The organism is Vibrio sp. J1-1, from assembly GCF_021728395.1.
Lineage (GTDB): Bacteria > Pseudomonadota > Gammaproteobacteria > Enterobacterales > Vibrionaceae > Vibrio.
Genome location: NZ_JAKKCM010000004.1, coordinates 424,493 through 441,037 on the forward strand (window position 1 = coordinate 424,493; position 16,545 = coordinate 441,037).

13 protein-coding genes are annotated in these 16,545 nt (G+C 46.2%); 5 read left to right on the plus strand and 8 right to left on the minus strand.

Going from position 1 to position 16,545, the window contains the following annotated elements; genetic code table 11:
• The first annotated feature begins 9 nt into the window (after positions 1–9).
• On the plus strand, positions 10–1,569 hold the full coding sequence (locus tag L3V31_RS09075) for a SpoVR family protein (RefSeq protein WP_237315751.1): 1,560 nt from the start codon (positions 10–12) through the stop codon (positions 1,567–1,569).
• Positions 1,570–1,655: 86 nt separating this feature from the next.
• Here the strand turns inward: L3V31_RS09075 and kdsB are convergent, their stop codons facing one another.
• The 5 genes from kdsB to L3V31_RS09100 are packed head-to-tail and all read right to left on the minus strand — an operon-like array spanning position 1,656 to position 7,623.
• Positions 1,656–2,414: a 3-deoxy-manno-octulosonate cytidylyltransferase gene (kdsB, locus tag L3V31_RS09080; RefSeq protein ID WP_237315752.1), complete on the minus strand. Its 759-nt coding sequence runs from the start codon at positions 2,412–2,414 to the stop codon at positions 1,656–1,658.
• Complete coding sequence (locus L3V31_RS09085) at positions 2,414–2,593, minus strand: Trm112 family protein (protein ID WP_014231290.1); 180 nt, start codon at positions 2,591–2,593, stop codon at positions 2,414–2,416. The genes kdsB and L3V31_RS09085 overlap by 1 nt, the downstream gene beginning before the upstream one ends.
• The gene (gene lpxK, locus L3V31_RS09090) at positions 2,574–3,581 is read right to left on the minus strand and encodes a tetraacyldisaccharide 4'-kinase (RefSeq protein ID WP_237315753.1); all 1,008 of its coding nucleotides are present in this window, start codon (positions 3,579–3,581) and stop codon (positions 2,574–2,576) included. Before lpxK ends, L3V31_RS09085 begins: the two co-directional genes overlap by 20 nt.
• Before the next feature lie 3 nt (positions 3,582–3,584).
• A complete protein-coding gene (gene msbA, locus L3V31_RS09095) occupies positions 3,585–5,333 on the minus strand; it encodes a lipid A ABC transporter ATP-binding protein/permease MsbA (RefSeq protein WP_237315754.1) in 1,749 nt (582 codons plus the stop codon).
• 43 nt (positions 5,334–5,376) lie between these two features.
• Positions 5,377–7,623, minus strand: a complete 2,247-nt coding sequence (locus tag L3V31_RS09100; protein WP_237315755.1) for a DNA internalization-related competence protein ComEC/Rec2 — start codon at positions 7,621–7,623, stop codon at positions 5,377–5,379.
• Positions 7,624–7,631: 8 nt separating this feature from the next.
• Between L3V31_RS09100 and L3V31_RS09105 the strand changes: the two genes are divergently transcribed.
• The gene (locus L3V31_RS09105) at positions 7,632–8,141 is read left to right on the plus strand and encodes a DUF2062 domain-containing protein (RefSeq protein WP_237315756.1); all 510 of its coding nucleotides are present in this window, start codon (positions 7,632–7,634) and stop codon (positions 8,139–8,141) included.
• A gap of 152 nt (positions 8,142–8,293) precedes the next feature.
• Here L3V31_RS09105 and lolE read toward each other — a convergent pair whose 3' ends face one another.
• Genes lolE through lolC form a run of 3 tightly spaced genes read right to left on the minus strand, consistent with a single transcriptional unit; the run spans position 8,294 to position 11,449 of the window.
• On the minus strand, positions 8,294–9,538 hold the full coding sequence (gene lolE, locus L3V31_RS09110; protein WP_237315757.1) for a lipoprotein-releasing ABC transporter permease subunit LolE: 1,245 nt from the start codon (positions 9,536–9,538) through the stop codon (positions 8,294–8,296).
• Positions 9,539–9,540: 2 nt separating this feature from the next.
• A complete protein-coding gene (gene lolD / locus L3V31_RS09115) occupies positions 9,541–10,248 on the minus strand; it encodes a lipoprotein-releasing ABC transporter ATP-binding protein LolD (protein ID WP_237315758.1) in 708 nt (235 codons plus the stop codon).
• Positions 10,241–11,449: a lipoprotein-releasing ABC transporter permease subunit LolC gene (lolC, locus tag L3V31_RS09120; protein ID WP_237315759.1), complete on the minus strand. Its 1,209-nt coding sequence runs from the start codon at positions 11,447–11,449 to the stop codon at positions 10,241–10,243. Before lolC ends, lolD begins: the two co-directional genes overlap by 8 nt.
• A gap of 243 nt (positions 11,450–11,692) precedes the next feature.
• On the opposite strand from lolC, the gene L3V31_RS09125 reads away from it, so the two are divergent.
• Genes L3V31_RS09125 through L3V31_RS09135 form a run of 3 tightly spaced genes read left to right on the plus strand, consistent with a single transcriptional unit; the run spans position 11,693 to position 16,507 of the window.
• A complete protein-coding gene (locus L3V31_RS09125) occupies positions 11,693–12,262 on the plus strand; it encodes a PilZ domain-containing protein (RefSeq protein WP_237315760.1) in 570 nt (189 codons plus the stop codon).
• Positions 12,263–12,267: 5 nt separating this feature from the next.
• A complete protein-coding gene (gene mfd / locus L3V31_RS09130; protein WP_237315761.1) occupies positions 12,268–15,729 on the plus strand; it encodes a transcription-repair coupling factor in 3,462 nt (1,153 codons plus the stop codon).
• A 7-nt stretch (positions 15,730–15,736) separates the two neighbouring features.
• Complete coding sequence (locus L3V31_RS09135; RefSeq protein ID WP_237315762.1) at positions 15,737–16,507, plus strand: peptidoglycan binding protein CsiV; 771 nt, start codon at positions 15,737–15,739, stop codon at positions 16,505–16,507.
• The last annotated feature ends 38 nt before the right edge of the window (positions 16,508–16,545 follow it).

A 16,545-nucleotide genomic window follows, 5' to 3' on the forward strand; every position in this document is an offset into this window, starting at 1 on the left:
AGGCTAGCGATGAGTACCGCAACGAAAAACCTCTCCGGAGAAGCTCCAAAAAAGCGCAGAGGCAAAATGCTGCCTGATGGTCCCGATTGGACCTTTGATATGCTGGAGCAATACCATAAAGAGATAAAACGTGTCGCTGAGCACTATCGCCTCGACACTTACCCAAACCAAATTGAGGTCATCACGTCAGAACAAATGATGGATGCATACTCAAGTATTGGTATGCCTATAAATTATAACCATTGGTCGTTCGGTAAGAAGTTCATTCAAACGGAGCAAAACTACAAACACGGCCAAATGGGTTTAGCTTATGAAATAGTCATTAATTCCAACCCTTGTATCGCATACCTAATGGAAGAGAACACGGTTACTATGCAGGCACTAGTTATGGCCCACGCCTGCTATGGCCATAACTCTTTCTTTAAAGGTAACTATCTGTTCCAGACATGGACAGACGCAAGTTCTATCATTGACTACTTGTTATTCGCAAAAAAATACCTAGCAGAGTGTGAAGAACGCTATGGTGTTCTGGAAGTCGAAAAACTTCTCGATTCTTGTCATGCGCTGATGAACTTCGGTGTTGACCGTTACAAACGACCAGAAAAAATCTCAATTACGGAAGAAAAAGCGCGCCAAGAAGAACGTGAGGCGTACCTGCAATCGCAAATTAATGATCTGTGGCGTACGGTACCAAGCGCGAAAACCAAAGAAGAGGACATCGTAGAGCACTTTCCAAGTGAACCACAGGAAAACTTACTGTATTTCTTTGAAAAACACGCACCATTACTTGAGCCATGGCAGCGTGAAGTTATCCGTATTGTGCGTAAGATAAGCCAATACTTCTACCCGCAAAAACAAACACAGGTTATGAACGAAGGTTGGGCAACATTCTGGCATTACACCATTCTTAATCATCTTTACGATGAAGGTTTAGTGTCTGATAAATTCATCCTAGAGTTCTTACACAGTCACACCAGTGTAGTAGCACAGCCCTCGTATAACAGCCCTTACTTTAGTGGCATTAATCCTTATGCGCTTGGATTTGCCATGTTCCGTGATATAAAACGCATTTGTGAAGAGCCAACCGATGAAGATAAAGAGTGGTTCCCTGATTTAGCGGGTACCGATTGGTTGGATGCGGTGCACTTTGCCATGCATAACTTCAAAGATGAGAGCTTTATCAGCCAGTACCTGTCACCTAAGCTGATACGTGACTTTAAGCTGTTCGCCATCAAAGATGACGACCATAAAAACTTCATAGAAATATCGGCAATTCATGATGAGAGCGGTTATCAAAGCATAAGAGAAAAACTCGCTGCGCAATATAACCTATCCAACCTTGAACCGAACATTCAGGTGTTTAATGTTGATGTCCGTGGTGACCGTTCACTAACGCTTCAATACGTTCCTCACAACCGCATCCCGCTAGATGACAGTTATGAAGAAGTATTGAAGCACGTGTACCGCATATGGGGCTTCGACGTTGTACTTCAAGAAGTTAAAGACACGGGTCATAGAGAAACGCTGGCGACGTGTCCCAAGCGTAACCAATTTGACACCAATATCTAATACCAATTCCATTAACCCCTAAGCAATAACCCCAAAGCAAAAGGCTCCAAAATTGGAGCCTTTTTATTTCATTGCGACGGTAAAAATCACTTAGCTTCTTTAGCAACTATCGCTCGAACAGCTTCCAGATCTTCTGGCGTATCAACCCCTGCTGCAGGCGCTTCTTTAGCGACAGCGACATGAATTTTTTCGCCATACCAAAGTACACGAAGCTGCTCAAGACATTCAATTTGCTCTAATGCGCTTGGCGCCCAGTTGATGTAGGTGTTAATAAAGCCTGCTCGGTACGCGTAAATACCAATATGGCGCATCAACGGATTCACAATGAGTTTATCTTGCTTAGCAAAATTATCACGATCCCATGGAATTGATGCCCGGCTAAAGTACATGGCGTAGCCACGTGAGTCTGCGACTACTTTTACCGCATTTGGGTTAAAGACTTCATCTTCCGAGTCAATTTCAACTGCCAACGTTGCCATTGGCGCATCACAAGCAGCCAAGTTATCAGCGACCTGGCGAATGATCGATGGTGGAATTAATGGCTCATCACCTTGTACATTAACAATGATATGCTCAGCCGGAATCGCCATTTTTTCAACCACTTCCGCCAAACGCTCAGTGCCTGACTCATGGTTTGGCGAAGTCATGCAGACTTTTCCGCCGAACTGCTCTACCGCTGCAGAAACACGTTCATCATCGGTCGCGATGATGACATCTTCTGCACCAGCTTGCATGGCTTGTTCGTAAACCCACTGCACCATTGGTTTACCACCAATATCAGCCAACGGTTTACCCGGTAAGCGACTAGAGGAATAACGAGCAGGAATAACGACAGTAAAAGACATTAACGCCCCTCGTCCATGCTCATGGTTCTTGCTTCCGGTTCAAGCAGAACAGGAATGCCCTCTTTAATTGGATAAGCAAGGCGATCCACTTTGCAGATCAACTCTTGATTATCTTTATCGTACGTCAGCTTACCTTTGCAAACAGGGCAAGCTACAATCTCAAGCAGACGATGATCCATAAGTCGCTTTAACCTCTTTTATTCTATTTAAAATTCGCTCTGCATCGCTTGTTTCAAACTGAGCAGATACAGGCAGATACCACCAATTATCTTGCGCGTATTCACGACACTTAACGGCATCTTTCTCTGTCATGATCACATTCGCTCCTTGCTGAGCCAATGCCTCTAATTCTTGCTGGTCAAAGTCTTGATGATCTGCAAACCCTTTGGTGACTTTGACGTCAGCATTCAATATGTTCAGTGTATTAAAAAATCGTGGTGGATGCCCAATACCTGCGAACGCAACCAGCTCCTTTAACTCTGAGACTTCAACTGGCTGTTTCGTCTTAAGGTTAATCGCCTTCTCCGGCGCCAGTGACATCGCAATTTCACCTTGGTCGGCCTGACCGCCATTCGTAATCACAAAATCGACTTCTTTCAGCCTTTCAACACCTTCTCGCAAAGGGCCTAAAGGTATTAGGCTTTCATTGCCAAAGCGTCGATTACCGTCAACGATCACCAACTCAATGTCTCTCGCTAATGCGTAATGTTGGAGACCATCATCAGTAATCACGATATCGACACCAGTCGCCAACAGCGCTTTAACCGCATTTGCTCGTACCGGATCGACGGCAACAGGAGCCCCAGTGCGATTATAAATAAGTTTAGGCTCATCACCGCAATGTTTCGCTGGAGTGTCGGCATCTAAAACGAGCGGATAGTGTGGGGCTTTCGCACCATAACCACGCGATACAACACCCGGCTTAAGGCCTAGCTTTTGTAATTGCTCCACTAGCCATACCACAACCGGCGTTTTGCCATTCCCACCAGCCGTGATATTACCAACCACAATAACTGGTACTGGGGCTTGATAAGCTTGCTTGTTACCCTTCAGGTACTGTTTACGCTTCGACTGACTGATTGCACCAAACAACAAACTCAGTGGCCACAACAGCGGCCACAAGAGGTATTTGAGTGGGTGGTTTTCAAACCAGATTTTTTCAATCACAGCTTAACCGCCAAACTGGATTCGGTGCAATTGAGCATACGCGCCGTCTTTTAAAATCAGATCAGCATGAGTACCACGCTCGACAATCGCGCCATCATCAACGACTAGGATTTCATCGGCTTTTTCAATCGTCGATAGTCGGTGAGCAATCACCAACACTGTTTTATCTTTTTGCAGCTCATCTAATGCAGCCTGAATCGCGCGCTCCGACTCGGTATCCAATGCCGAAGTCGCCTCATCCAAAATCAATACAGGTGCATCACGTAGCAGCGCGCGTGCAATAGCAATACGCTGACGCTGACCACCTGAAAGACTCGCGCCATTTTCGCCGATCATAGTATCGAGGCCGTTGTCCATTTTGCGGACAAACTCCATCGCATGTGCGAGCTCAGCCGCTCTCTCAATATCACTGCGCTGAAAATTATCTTCGGTCGCATAGGCGATGTTATTCGCAATCGTATCGTTGAATAAGTGAACATTCTGAGAAACCAAAGCGAATTGCTCACGCAGGTTTTTTAGTTCGTATTCGCGGATGTCGTGACCGTCCAGTTCAATCGCACCACTGTCCACATCGTAAAAACGATTGAACAAGTTTGCGATGGTACTCTTACCAGAGCCCGAACGACCGACCAGAGCGACGGTCTTGCCCCGAGGAATATCAAAGCTAACATGTTCAAGTGCTGGCTTCTCTGAACCTTCGTAGGTGAAGGTGATGTCTTTTACAGAAATATCACCATTCGCACGCTCGACCTTATGCTTACCCTCATTCTTCTCAGGTTCAAGATCGATAAGAGCAAACAAAGTTTGGCTCGCTGCCATTCCTCGTTGGAACTGAGAGGTCACGTTAGTCAACGCTTTAAGTGGGCGCATCAGGCCAAACATCGCCGAAAATACCACGGTAAACGTACCCGGAGTCAGTTGCTCTTTAATTGAGTCAATGCTTGCCAGAAACAGAACCGCGACAATAGCGACAGATGCAATCATCTGGATGATTGGGTTAGCAGCAGCCTGAGCTGTCACCAATTTCATGCTTTGCTGACGCATCTGGTTGCTCACTTTTTCGAATCGTTGACGTTCGATATCCTGACCACCGTAGCTCAATACCACTTTGTGTCCCTTCAGCATTTGTTCTGCTGAAGCTGTCACATTACCCATCATGGTTTGCATATTTTTAGAAATTTTTCTAAAGCGCTTAGATACAACGCCAATTCCCCATGCAACAACAGGCGCAACCGCAAAAAGAACCAGTGAAAGCTGCCAACTGTTGTAAAACATCAACGTCAACAGACCAATAATACTTGCCCCTTCCCGAACAATGCTAACTAAAGCACGGCTCGTTGCAGCTGAGACTTGCTCTGAATCGTAAGTAATACGAGACAACAGGTTGCCCGTCTTTTCTTTATCAAAGTAAGACACTGGCATATGCATAAAGTGGTTAAATACCAGGCGTCGTATTTGCATGACGACGTTGCCAGAAACCCAACTCAAGCAATAATCGGAAACAAACCCACTAGTGCCACGAATAAACATCATGACGAAAATTATCAACGGAAGAGTACGCAGGAAGTCAGACTCTGCGCTACCAAAACCTTCATCAAGTAAAGGTTTTAGTAAGGAGATCATATAGGTTTCTGAGACAGCATTAATGACTAATGCAATGATAGCAACGATAAGACCAGCTTTATAAAGGCGAATAAATTGCCACAGACGCTTAAACGTCTGCCAGGTCGTTTCATCAGTATTTATCGACATAGAAGTGCTTTATTTTCTTACATTAAGACTCTCATTCTAACCCCTAACGCAGCATCTGCCTATACCAAGGCTCAAATGTATCACTACGTTTGGTCGTAAAATCCCACTTATCTTTCGTTACTCGGATTGTAACTTGTCCTCTCTCACCGGTATCAAGCCACAAAGTCCCGGCTTTGAGGTACGAGGTCACTACCTTCTCGGCAGGCATTCCCCACTGATTATTTTCCGCCAGTGATGCTATCGCTAATCTCGGAGAGACTGCATGAATAAAAAGGGGGTTAGAGGAACTTTTGCTACCGTGATGAGGAACGAGCATCACGTCACTAGGTAACTTTTCTGGTTCTCGAAGAAGTATCCACTCACTGATGGACTCAATATCGCCCGTGAACAGCATGGAAAAACCAGAATTGTGGTCTGTGAGTCTAAAAACACACGAGTGAGGGTTGTATGCTCGCGTGACAATTTTGGGTGGCCAAAGCACTTCGATATCGAGTTGCTGCCACTGCCAATTATCACCGCTCACACAAGATTGATAACCATCAAAACCTTGGCTGCTGCGTTTATTGGTCGGATTGAGTTGCGTTTCAATCACGTGCCGTCCTCCTGCATGGTCATTATCCCAGTGACTAAGAACCAACGTATCAACCTCCCCAAATCCCCTACGATGTAGCACGGGTATAATTACCTGCTCCGCCACACTGCCCTCCGGCCAGGATTTCCCAGTGTCATAAAGCAGAGTTTTACCATCTTTTTCAATAAGAACAGCCAGCCCATGGCCAACATCGAGAACATCGACTCTCCAACTCGTACTTTTGCGCCCATTCAACCCGGTAACGATGATGGTCATAACGCATAGCACGAGCCAACCCTGCTTTAACAATAACCGCTTCAAAACCAAGCAACCACACAAAAGGAACAACATCCACGTCAGTTCTATCGACAGTGGCTGCCACGTACCTATGGCATACTGAAGAGACTCACTTAAAGGCCACAAAGAAAAATCCATCAATTGCCACACTAGTGGCGAGAATGCGGGTAGAAATAAAGAAATAGATAACGCGATAAACATTAAAGGAACGACGACAAACCCAAACCATGGGATAAAGGCAAGGTTATAAGCGATGGCCAATAGGCTGAAACCAGAAAAGAAATAACCACTGATAGGTATGACAAATAAACTCAAGGCAAGCTGAGTAACAAACAAGACTCGCCATTTTCCTAGCCAGCTACCGTGCTTAAACCGAACAAAATTAATGACTAAGAGCACCATACCTACAGAGAGATAAGACAGCCAGAAGCTCATACTAAAAGATGCGAAAGGCTGAATAAGCAACTGAAACGCAACCGCCAGTAGTAACACTCGCCAAGTGCTCCAGTGAACCAAAAAATAGTTTAGAACAATATAGATGACACAAACCGACGCGGCGCGAGTGGTGGGCAATGAAAAATCAGCGAGCCAGGCATAACACAACGCGACTATTAACCCTGTGATTGAAGGCACCGCTTGATAACGCGGGATAACGGAGCGAACACTTACACCGAGCAAAAACCCAAAGCTAAAAGCCATTCCGATGTGCAGCCCTGAGATAGAGACCAAATGCAATAATCCGCTGTCTCTCAGTCCTTTCCAATCATCTCCAGAAAGCCAACTTCTATCAGCAAATACCAGTGCACTGATTAGCGGAAAGTGCTCTAGATGGGAGATATCACCCTTTACCTGATTGATTATCGTTTGACGTACAGAGATTCTGTTACGAATAATCCAGTGAGCGTCGCTGGTCACAATGACTCTGGCTAAAATACCTTTCCCCATTGCCTGCTTTTCAGCGTCGAAACCAGCTTCATTACGTAGCCCAATAATGGGCTTTATCTGAGCCGTGGTCGTAAACTCACTGTTAACGGGGATAGGAAAGGAGGTGATAAAACGGACTTTAGGTTTAAGAAAAGGTAACAGACTTTGATCACCAACTTGTTTTATCGTCACGAGACCTTCATATCCATGACTTATTTGATTAAAAGAGCTGTCAACTTTACCAATTATGGTACTATTCTCCCCTACATTAAAAAGGGCTTGTCGCTGATACTCCAATACATTGCCGTGGATGATGACTACCATTAAGCCCAAAATTACGCCTATGCTAATTGAGCCACGACGTAATTTAATTATTGAACCAGTGGTAATTATTCCCAGCAGCAACCAGCGCCAATCCGGCATTGTCGGCCACCATACCGACGAGACAACGCTTGCGACAAATAACGCCAAGGTGCAACTTTTTTCTGAGAGAGTCATGCAGTCCTATGCCTAGAAAGCTGATAAAACGCTTCATGCCAGATCACGAGTTGATCAAACGTCAAAAAGCATTAAAAGTCTTCGGCAATGTCCTATATAACCCGAACCTTTGGTGTCTCAACCGTCGCTCTGCGTCTGGCGCGTTTGCCGTTGGCCTTTTTATGGCGTTTGTACCGCTTCCTAGCCAAATGATAATGGCGGCAGGTTTAGCCATTTTAATGGGTGTCAACTTACCGCTTTCTGTTGCTCTGGTTTGGATTAGTAACCCAATTACTATGCCGGTTTTGTTCTACTTCGCATACAAGATTGGCGCGTGGGCCATGCATGTTCCTCCACAACCCTTTCACTTTGAGTTATCTTGGGAATTTATCATGCAGCAAATGAATACCATCGGACCACCATTCTTGCTCGGATGTATGATAAGTGGCGTAGTCTCAGCTATCATCGGCTATTTTGGTATTCGCGGAGTATGGCGCTACTCAGTAGCTCGTAGCTGGAATAAACGTAAAATAAGATAAGTCGTCGGCGTAAAAAATTCAGCACTCCGATTAGCTGATGAGGGTCAGATATCGCTCAACCTGAAAAGCAATGTCACGCGAGTATGACAACCTGATAGTAAATACACAAAAGGACCGAATTCGGTCCTTTTTGTTTTTTGCCTACTTTATATTTACTTAGCACTCAAAACCGCAGCTGGATTTAACTTGGCAGCACGAGAAGCTGGGTACCAAGTCGCTAGTAAGCTGAGGACAATCGCCGTAATCGATACCAAAGCAACATCCGGCCAATGCAGTTGTGATGGTAAGAAATCAACAAAATAAATGTCACCCGATAAGAAGTGATGTCCAATCAAGTGCTCTAGTCCAGTGATAAGCGGCGTCAGGTTTAACGCAACTAAAACACCAATAACGCTGCCTACCAAACTGCCCAATACGCCAGAGAATACGCCTTGCCAAACAAATATTCGCTTAATCAGACTGTCTTTTGCGCCCATGGTTCTAAGAATGGCAATTTCTGCCGCTCGGTCTTTAACCGCCATCATTAAGGTCGAGACGATGTTGAAACAGGCCACGCCTATCACCAGCACCATCACCAGATACATGATAGTCCGTACTAACTGGATATCACGGTAAAGAAACCCAAACTGCTGCCGCCAGCTTCTCAGATACACGTACACATCGATAAGGCCACCCACATCGCGCACAATTTCCGGTGCATTGAGGACATCGTTTGTTTTCAGAGAAACACCAGTAACACCATCCCCTAATCGCGCATATTGCTGCGCATCCGCTAATGGCACTAACGCAAGAGAGTGATCAATCTGACCATTCAAGGTTAAGAAACCGATAACCTGTACACGCACACGCTTTGGTGCTTGAACCTTAGTCCCCGTGCCAGTTTGCGGAATCATCAAAGTCACATAGTCACCAACTTCGACATTCAGCTCAGTCGCGACACCCCGGCCTAAAATTACCTGCTGCTGACCCGCGTAGAAATTCTGCCACGCTTGCGGGTCGATAAAGTCAGACATGTTGGAAACGGCTTGTTCAAATGAAGGTTCCACCCCGCGAACTTCAACCGCTTTGAGTTTACTGCCCTTCTCTGTTAACCCAGTGAAACGAACATAGGGCGCAGCTGCAACCACATTTTTATGCTTCAGCGCTTGGTTAATGGTTTTGGTGTAGTTCTGTAACGGGCCATCGACCCCCTCTAACTCACCATGTGGAATCACCGACAAAACACGCGACTGTAACTCCCGCTCAAAACCATTCATAGCAGAAAGGCCAATAATGATGACCGCAACGCCAACCGCAATACCAATGGTCGAAGAGAGAGAGATAAATGACACCATCTTATTGCGTTTTTTCGCGCGACTAAAACGACCACCGATCATCAATGCTAAAGATGAAAACAAAATTATCCCTCCGCCAAAGACGCTTGAGCCGTCAAACGATTCACCAGCAAGCCATCTTGCATGTGCATTTGACGATCCATCTTTGCAGCCAGTTCTTTATCGTGTGTCACGACCAGAAAGGCAATGTTCGATTCTTGGTTTAGCTCACGCATCAAATCATAGATAGCAAGCGCCGTGTTATGATCCAGGTTACCAGTCGGCTCATCGGCCAGCACCAAGTCAGGCTTGTTGACCAATGCTCGCGCAATCGCTACACGTTGACGCTCACCACCAGATAACTCTGAAGGTCGGTGCTCAATACGATGACCTAACCCCACTTTCTCTAGTAGCGCCTGCGCTGCGGCTTTCGCTTCCGGGGCTTTGGTTCCGCCAATCAAGAGCGGCATCGCCACGTTTTCCAACGCAGTGAAGTCTGCTAACAGGTGATGGAACTGGTACACAAAACCGAGGTGCTTATTACGCAATGCAGCTTGCTTATTTGAACCCAGTGCCGACAGGTTTTGGCCTAAGAAGTCCACCTCGCCGTGCGTCGCATCATCAAGCGCACCGAGAATATGTAGCAAAGTGCTTTTCCCAGAACCTGATGAACCGACAATAGAAACCAGCTCACCTTTCTCAATATCAAAGCTAACACCTTTAAGCACTTCCGTATCTAGTGAACCTTCTCGGTATACTTTACGAATATCACGACATTCTAATAGCTTATTCATAGCGAAGTGCCTCAGCAGGTTTAACAGAAGATGCTCGGTAAGAAGGGTAAACAGTCGCGGCCAGGCTCAGAGCAATTGCCAATACCACCACTAACAGAATCTGAAACGAGTCAATTAAAATTGGCAGATGCCCGCCAAAAGAGAACAACGCGACACCAGCCGCCTCAAGAATCGCATTTAAGTTGAGTGATAACGTCACGCCAGCCAAACCACCCACAATAGCGCCAATCACACCACTGCTTGCACCTTGGACCATAAAGATAGCCATCACTTGCGTTTGCGTCATACCTTGAGTTTTAAGAATGGCAACTTCGGATTGTTTTTCCATCACCACCATGATCAGCGCTGAGATAATATTAAACGCTGCAACACCAACGATCAGCCCCAGCATTAAGCCCATCATGTTCTTTTCCATTTTCACCGCCTGGAAAAGTTCACCACGTTGTGCACGCCAGTCACTCCACTGCCATCCCTTAGGCATTGGCTTATCAGCGAAATCCGTTACCATAAAAGGGTCTGAGAAAAAGACGCGCCAGCCAGAAACCGTATCCCGCGGTAAACGCATCAACTTGGCTGCATCTGTCATATTGACGATCATAAGCTGCCCGTCAACATCGGAACCGGTATTAAAAATGCCAGCAACCGTAAAGTTACGCTGGCTGGGAATACGGCCAATCGGTGTAAATTGCGTCGCGTTTGTCACCATCAAGCGAACTTTGTCGCCGATAGAAACTTTCAGAGAACGGGCAAGACTATGCCCCAAAAATACTTGGTACTCTCCAGCGTCTAGAGAAGACAGTCGACCTGCGATTAAGTGATTAGCAATTGGATCGCCCTTTTTAGGCTCAATCCCAATCAAATACCCCGCTGTCAGTTGTGCGGAGCTTTGAATGACGGCTTCACCACGAACGACAGGTTCAGGCTTCGCGACTTTAGAAATATTTTGGATAAACTCTGGTGCCGTTTCAGTCAATGGTGTATTGCCATCGCTTTGAGAAATCACTGCATGAGGAAGCACACCAAGAATACGTTCTTTAAGCTGCGCTTCGAAACCATTCATTACCGACAGAACGGTCACCAACGCCATCACACCGATAGTGATGCCTGCGGTCGACATATAGGAAACAAATCGGCTAAACCTATCTCCAGAGCGCCCCCGAAGATATCTAAAACCAATAAATAATGAGATAGGATGATACATATAAGACAAACCAACCGGCTGTTTTGATATACTTTGACGGCTATCTTACCTTACTCTTCTGGTGAAAAAGACAAGATAATCGCTAAATTTGTCAACGACATGCAATAAGTCCGCATTTAAAGCAAAAAGTTCAAGCCAAAAAACCAGTAAACTTGATAAGTTCATTCAGTTAGCGATAATCAGTGCCTTACTCTCTGTTTTGCAAATCAATCAGAGAGCGCTCGCAGGCCAAAGGACAACGATATGACAGAGCAAGAATATTTCACCGTTCACCACAGCATCACCATCAACGTGGAAGCGTTAGGTACCGATTTTGCTTTGCCAGATGAAGAAACCTTTGTTGCCGAAATTCCGGCACCTTTCATTGTCGCTTGTGAGTTCAGCCAATTAGACATGTTGGCTGACAACGCTCGCTCGGAACTAAAAAATAAAGACCTAAAGCACGTTATCAGCTTACTCGACACACAAAATACCAAGCTAAACCTTTTACTAAGCTTTATGCTGTCACAGCAAGATGATGAGTCTGTCAGATATCAAACCACGCAATTTGGTGCGAGCCAGCTAAGCTACCATGCCAATAGTGCATTAGACACCGATCAGCTAGTGCGTGTGAAACTGTTCCTCGATAATCCGGCCGCAGCAATATACTGCTACGCTAAAGTCGTAGAGTGTGCTTCGTCAGAACAAGGCTTTCTCATCACTCTGAAATACAAAATGCTCAGAGACGCCGATCAAGACTTACTGATCAAAGCCGCCTTATACCAACAACAAAAACTTTTACGTCAGCGCTCACTGGAGCGAGATAAAAAATAACTTCTATGACAAAAGCAACGATACTTTCCGTCACCAACCCATCTGAACGTGGCGATAAAAAACAGTTAGGTAATTTACCTGGCGCCGCTCTGCCGCTTGCAATTGCGGAACTCGCAAAACAACATACAAGCCATTCGCTACTTGTTGTGCCCGATCCTCAAATCGCCTTAAAACTGCAAGCTGAAATAGAACAATTCACCGATCAGCCTGTCAGCCTTTTCCCTGACTGGGAAACTCTGCCATACGATAACTTTTCTCCGCATCAGGAAATCATTTCTGATCGGATTGCGCGCTTGTATCAGTTGCCGACCCAACAAAACGGCATCACCATTGTGCCAGTCAGTACTGTATTGCAACGTCAATCTCCGCGTGATTTCTTGTTACAGCACTCCTTGATGGTAAAAACTGGCGATCAGTTCTCACTCGAAAAGCTGCGTGTTCAGTTAGAAAACTCTGGCTATCGTCACGTAGACCAGGTTTTTGGCCCTGGTGAGTATGCAAGCCGTGGTTCCATTCTTGATCTCTTCCCTATGGGTTGTGATGACCCGTACCGTATCGATTTCTTCGACGATGAGATTGACACCATCCGTACGTTCGATCCAGAGAACCAACGCTCAATAGAAGACATCAAACAAATTCAGTTGCTTCCCGCCCATGAGTTCCCGACCACAAAAGAAGCGATTGAAGAGTTTCGTACCCGCTGGCGTACTCAATTTGAAGCGCGTCGTGAGCCTGAATCGATTTACATGCAGGTTACCAAAGGAACGTGGCCGGCAGGGATTGAATATTGGCAGCCCCTGTTCTTTGACCATACAGAAACCCTGTTTGACTACTTGCCGGAAGACTCGCAACTGATCACTTATGGTGACATTGAAGCCGCCGTAGAAACTTTCTTAACTGACGTCGAGTACCGTTACGATCAGAAGAAAATCGATCCATTACGCCCACTGCTCGCACCGCACGACCTGTGGCTGAAGAAGGATGAACTCTTCACCCACTTTAAACAGCTTCCGCAAGCACAGCTGCATCTGGACAAAATCGTCAAGCGTGCTGGTCGTCAGAATCTGGCGGTACAGTCATTAGCAGAACTGGGCGTTCAACAGCAGAACAAAGAACCGCTTTCGCGTCTGCGTCAGTTCAGTGAACAGTTCACTGGCAAAATCATCTTCTCTGTCGAATCAGAAGGTCGACGTGAAGCACTCACAGAGCTTTTACAAGGCATTAAAGTTCGCCCTGTCGTTCACCAATCGTTCTACCAGGCTCTCGATTCTAAAGATCGATTTAGCTTGATTCTTGGTGCGACTGAGCATGGTTTTATCCATGATGAGCAGAACTTCGCGCTTATCTGCGAAAGTGACCTGCTTGGTGACCGCGTCATACAACGTCGTCGTAAAGATAAAAAAGCCGTCAACAGCGACACCGTTATTCGTCACCTTGCTGAACTAAAACCGGGTCAGCCAGTCGTTCACATAGACCACGGTATCGGTCGTTATATCGGCCTGCAAACGCTTGAAGCAGGCGGTATGAAGACCGAATACGTAACACTTGAGTATCAAAATGAAGCCAAGTTGTACGTGCCAGTGTCATCACTGAACCTGATTGGTCGTTACTCTGGTGGCGCAGAAGAGAGTGCGCCTCTACATAAACTTGGCGGAGAAGCATGGGTTAAAGCCCGCCGTAAAGCCGCAGAGAAAGTGCGTGACGTAGCGGCAGAGTTGCTGGATGTTTACGCCAAACGTGAACTAAAACCGGGCTTTAAGTTCGAACTGGATCGAGGTCAGTACGCCACATTCAAAGCAACGTTCCCATTCGAAGAAACCGATGACCAGGCAATGGCTATCAATGCCGTTATGTCTGACATGTGCCAACCAAAAGCGATGGATCGCTTGGTATGTGGTGACGTTGGTTTTGGTAAAACCGAAGTGGCGATGCGAGCAGCATTTGTTGCGACAGACAACAGCAAGCAAGTCGCAGTACTGGTACCAACTACCCTACTTGCCCAGCAACACTTTGAGAACTTCCGTGACCGGTTTGCCAACTTACCGATCCGAGTAGAAGTGTTATCTCGCTTTAAATCGGCTAAAGAACAGAAAGTGATTTTGCAAGACGTAGCGGAAGGGAAAGTCGATATCGTCGTGGGAACGCACAAACTGCTTTCTAACGATATTCGTTTTAAAGATCTTGGTCTGCTAATTGTCGACGAAGAACACCGTTTTGGCGTGCGTCAAAAAGAGAAAGTGAAAGCAATGCGTGCGGATGTCGACATTCTGACCCTCACCGCAACGCCGATCCCTCGAACGCTCAATATGGCAATGAGTGGAATGCGCGATCTGTCCATCATCGCTACTCCACCTGCTCGTCGTTTAGCAATCAAAACCTTTGTCCGACAGCGTGAAGAGCCTGTTGTACGTGAAGCAGTACTGCGTGAAATCATGCGTGGTGGTCAGGTTTACTTCCTGCATAATCAGGTCGAAACCATCGAAAAGACCGCCGAAGACCTGCAAAAACTGATTCCAGAAGCGCGTATCACTGTGGCACATGGGCAAATGCGTGAGCGCGAGCTAGAACGCATCATGAACGACTTCTATCACCAGCGCTTTAATGTACTGGTGTGTACCACGATCATTGAAACAGGCATCGATGTCCCAACCGCGAATACCATCATCATGGATCGCGCAGATAATCTTGGTTTGGCTCAGCTGCATCAGCTACGGGGCCGTGTTGGTCGTTCTCACCACCAAGCCTATGCTTATTTACTAACACCGCATCCAAAAGCGATGACCAAAGATGCCATCAAGCGTCTTGACGCCATTGCCTCTCTCGAAGATCTTGGCGCTGGCTTTACGCTCGCAACACATGATTTAGAAATTCGAGGAGCCGGTGAACTTCTAGGTGATGAACAAAGTGGGCAAATTCAATCAGTTGGCTTTACACTGTATATGGAGATGCTCGAACAAGCGGTTGAAGCCTTGAAAGAAGGGAAAGAGCCATCACTGGATGAATTGCTGCGCGAGCAGACCGAAGTGGAAATGCGCATTCCTGCACTCTTGCCGGATGATTACATCCCCGATGTAAATACACGTCTTTCAATGTATAAGCGTATCGCGAGCGTCACCAACGCCGATGAGTTGTCAGAATTGAAAGTGGAATTGATTGACCGCTTTGGTCTTTTGCCTGACGCAACAAAAAATCTGTTGGCTGTCTCAGAACTGAAATTTGCCGCAGGTAGTCTGAAAGCGAAAAAGGTTGAAGCCCATGATAAAGGCGGATTTGTAGAGTTTTACCCTGATGCTGACATAAATCCAGCGTATTTAGTTAAACTCCTGCAATCACAGCCTCAAAAATTTGCGATGGAAGGTCCAACTAAGTTCAAGTTTAGCGTACCATTAACTGACCGACGCAAGCGAGTTCAGTTTGTTAAAGACTTACTGAATGATTTTAAACAGAATTTATTACCAACGAGCTAATAGTCGAATGAGAATACTGATCCCGTTATTACTTCTTTGTGTCTCAATGCCCTCTTGGGCACAACGTCAATTTGATATTGAAGTGATCATTTTCAAGCGCACCGTCGACGCGGAAAACACAAGCGAGTCTTGGCCAGACCAACTGCCGAAAATCGACATGACTAATGTCGGTAGTTTAGATAGTGACGCTTATCGCTCATCTAAAGGTGTGTCCTTACTGCCTAGCTCTTCTTTTCACCTGAACCCGCAAGAGGCTGCGCTGAACAGTCACGCCGGATTTAGAGTGTTAAAGCATGTAGCTTGGCGACAAGGTGATCAGGGACAAGGTAGTGCACCGACCTTCCGCATTGTGGCGGGGCGCGATTTTTCTGGCTCGTATTATTCCGATGGCAGCCCTATCGATGGTAGCCAAACCACCTTCGCAAGCGATGGTTACAGTGAGTCAAACGTAAATGGCCCGTTGTACGAGTTAGATGGAAAAATTCAGATTTACGTTCAACATTACTTGTTTGCAGAAACAACTATGGACTTGCGTGAACCAAGTGTCAGACAAGTTCGTTTTGAGCCGAAGCCGGTTGAGCAGCTTGCCGATGAAATGGGTGAAGCTGACGGAAATGTTCAGGTTGGTAACTTAGCAGACGTATCGCCAACCGTGACGGAAGAGAAGTTCCTTAAGACTTACCGACTTGATCAAAAACGCCGCATGCGAAGCAGCGAAACACATTACCTGGACAGCCCTTTAATGGGAATGATCATCCAGGTACGCCGTGTAAACTAAACCATAAAGATAATAAAAGCGCAGCTCAGGCTGCGCTT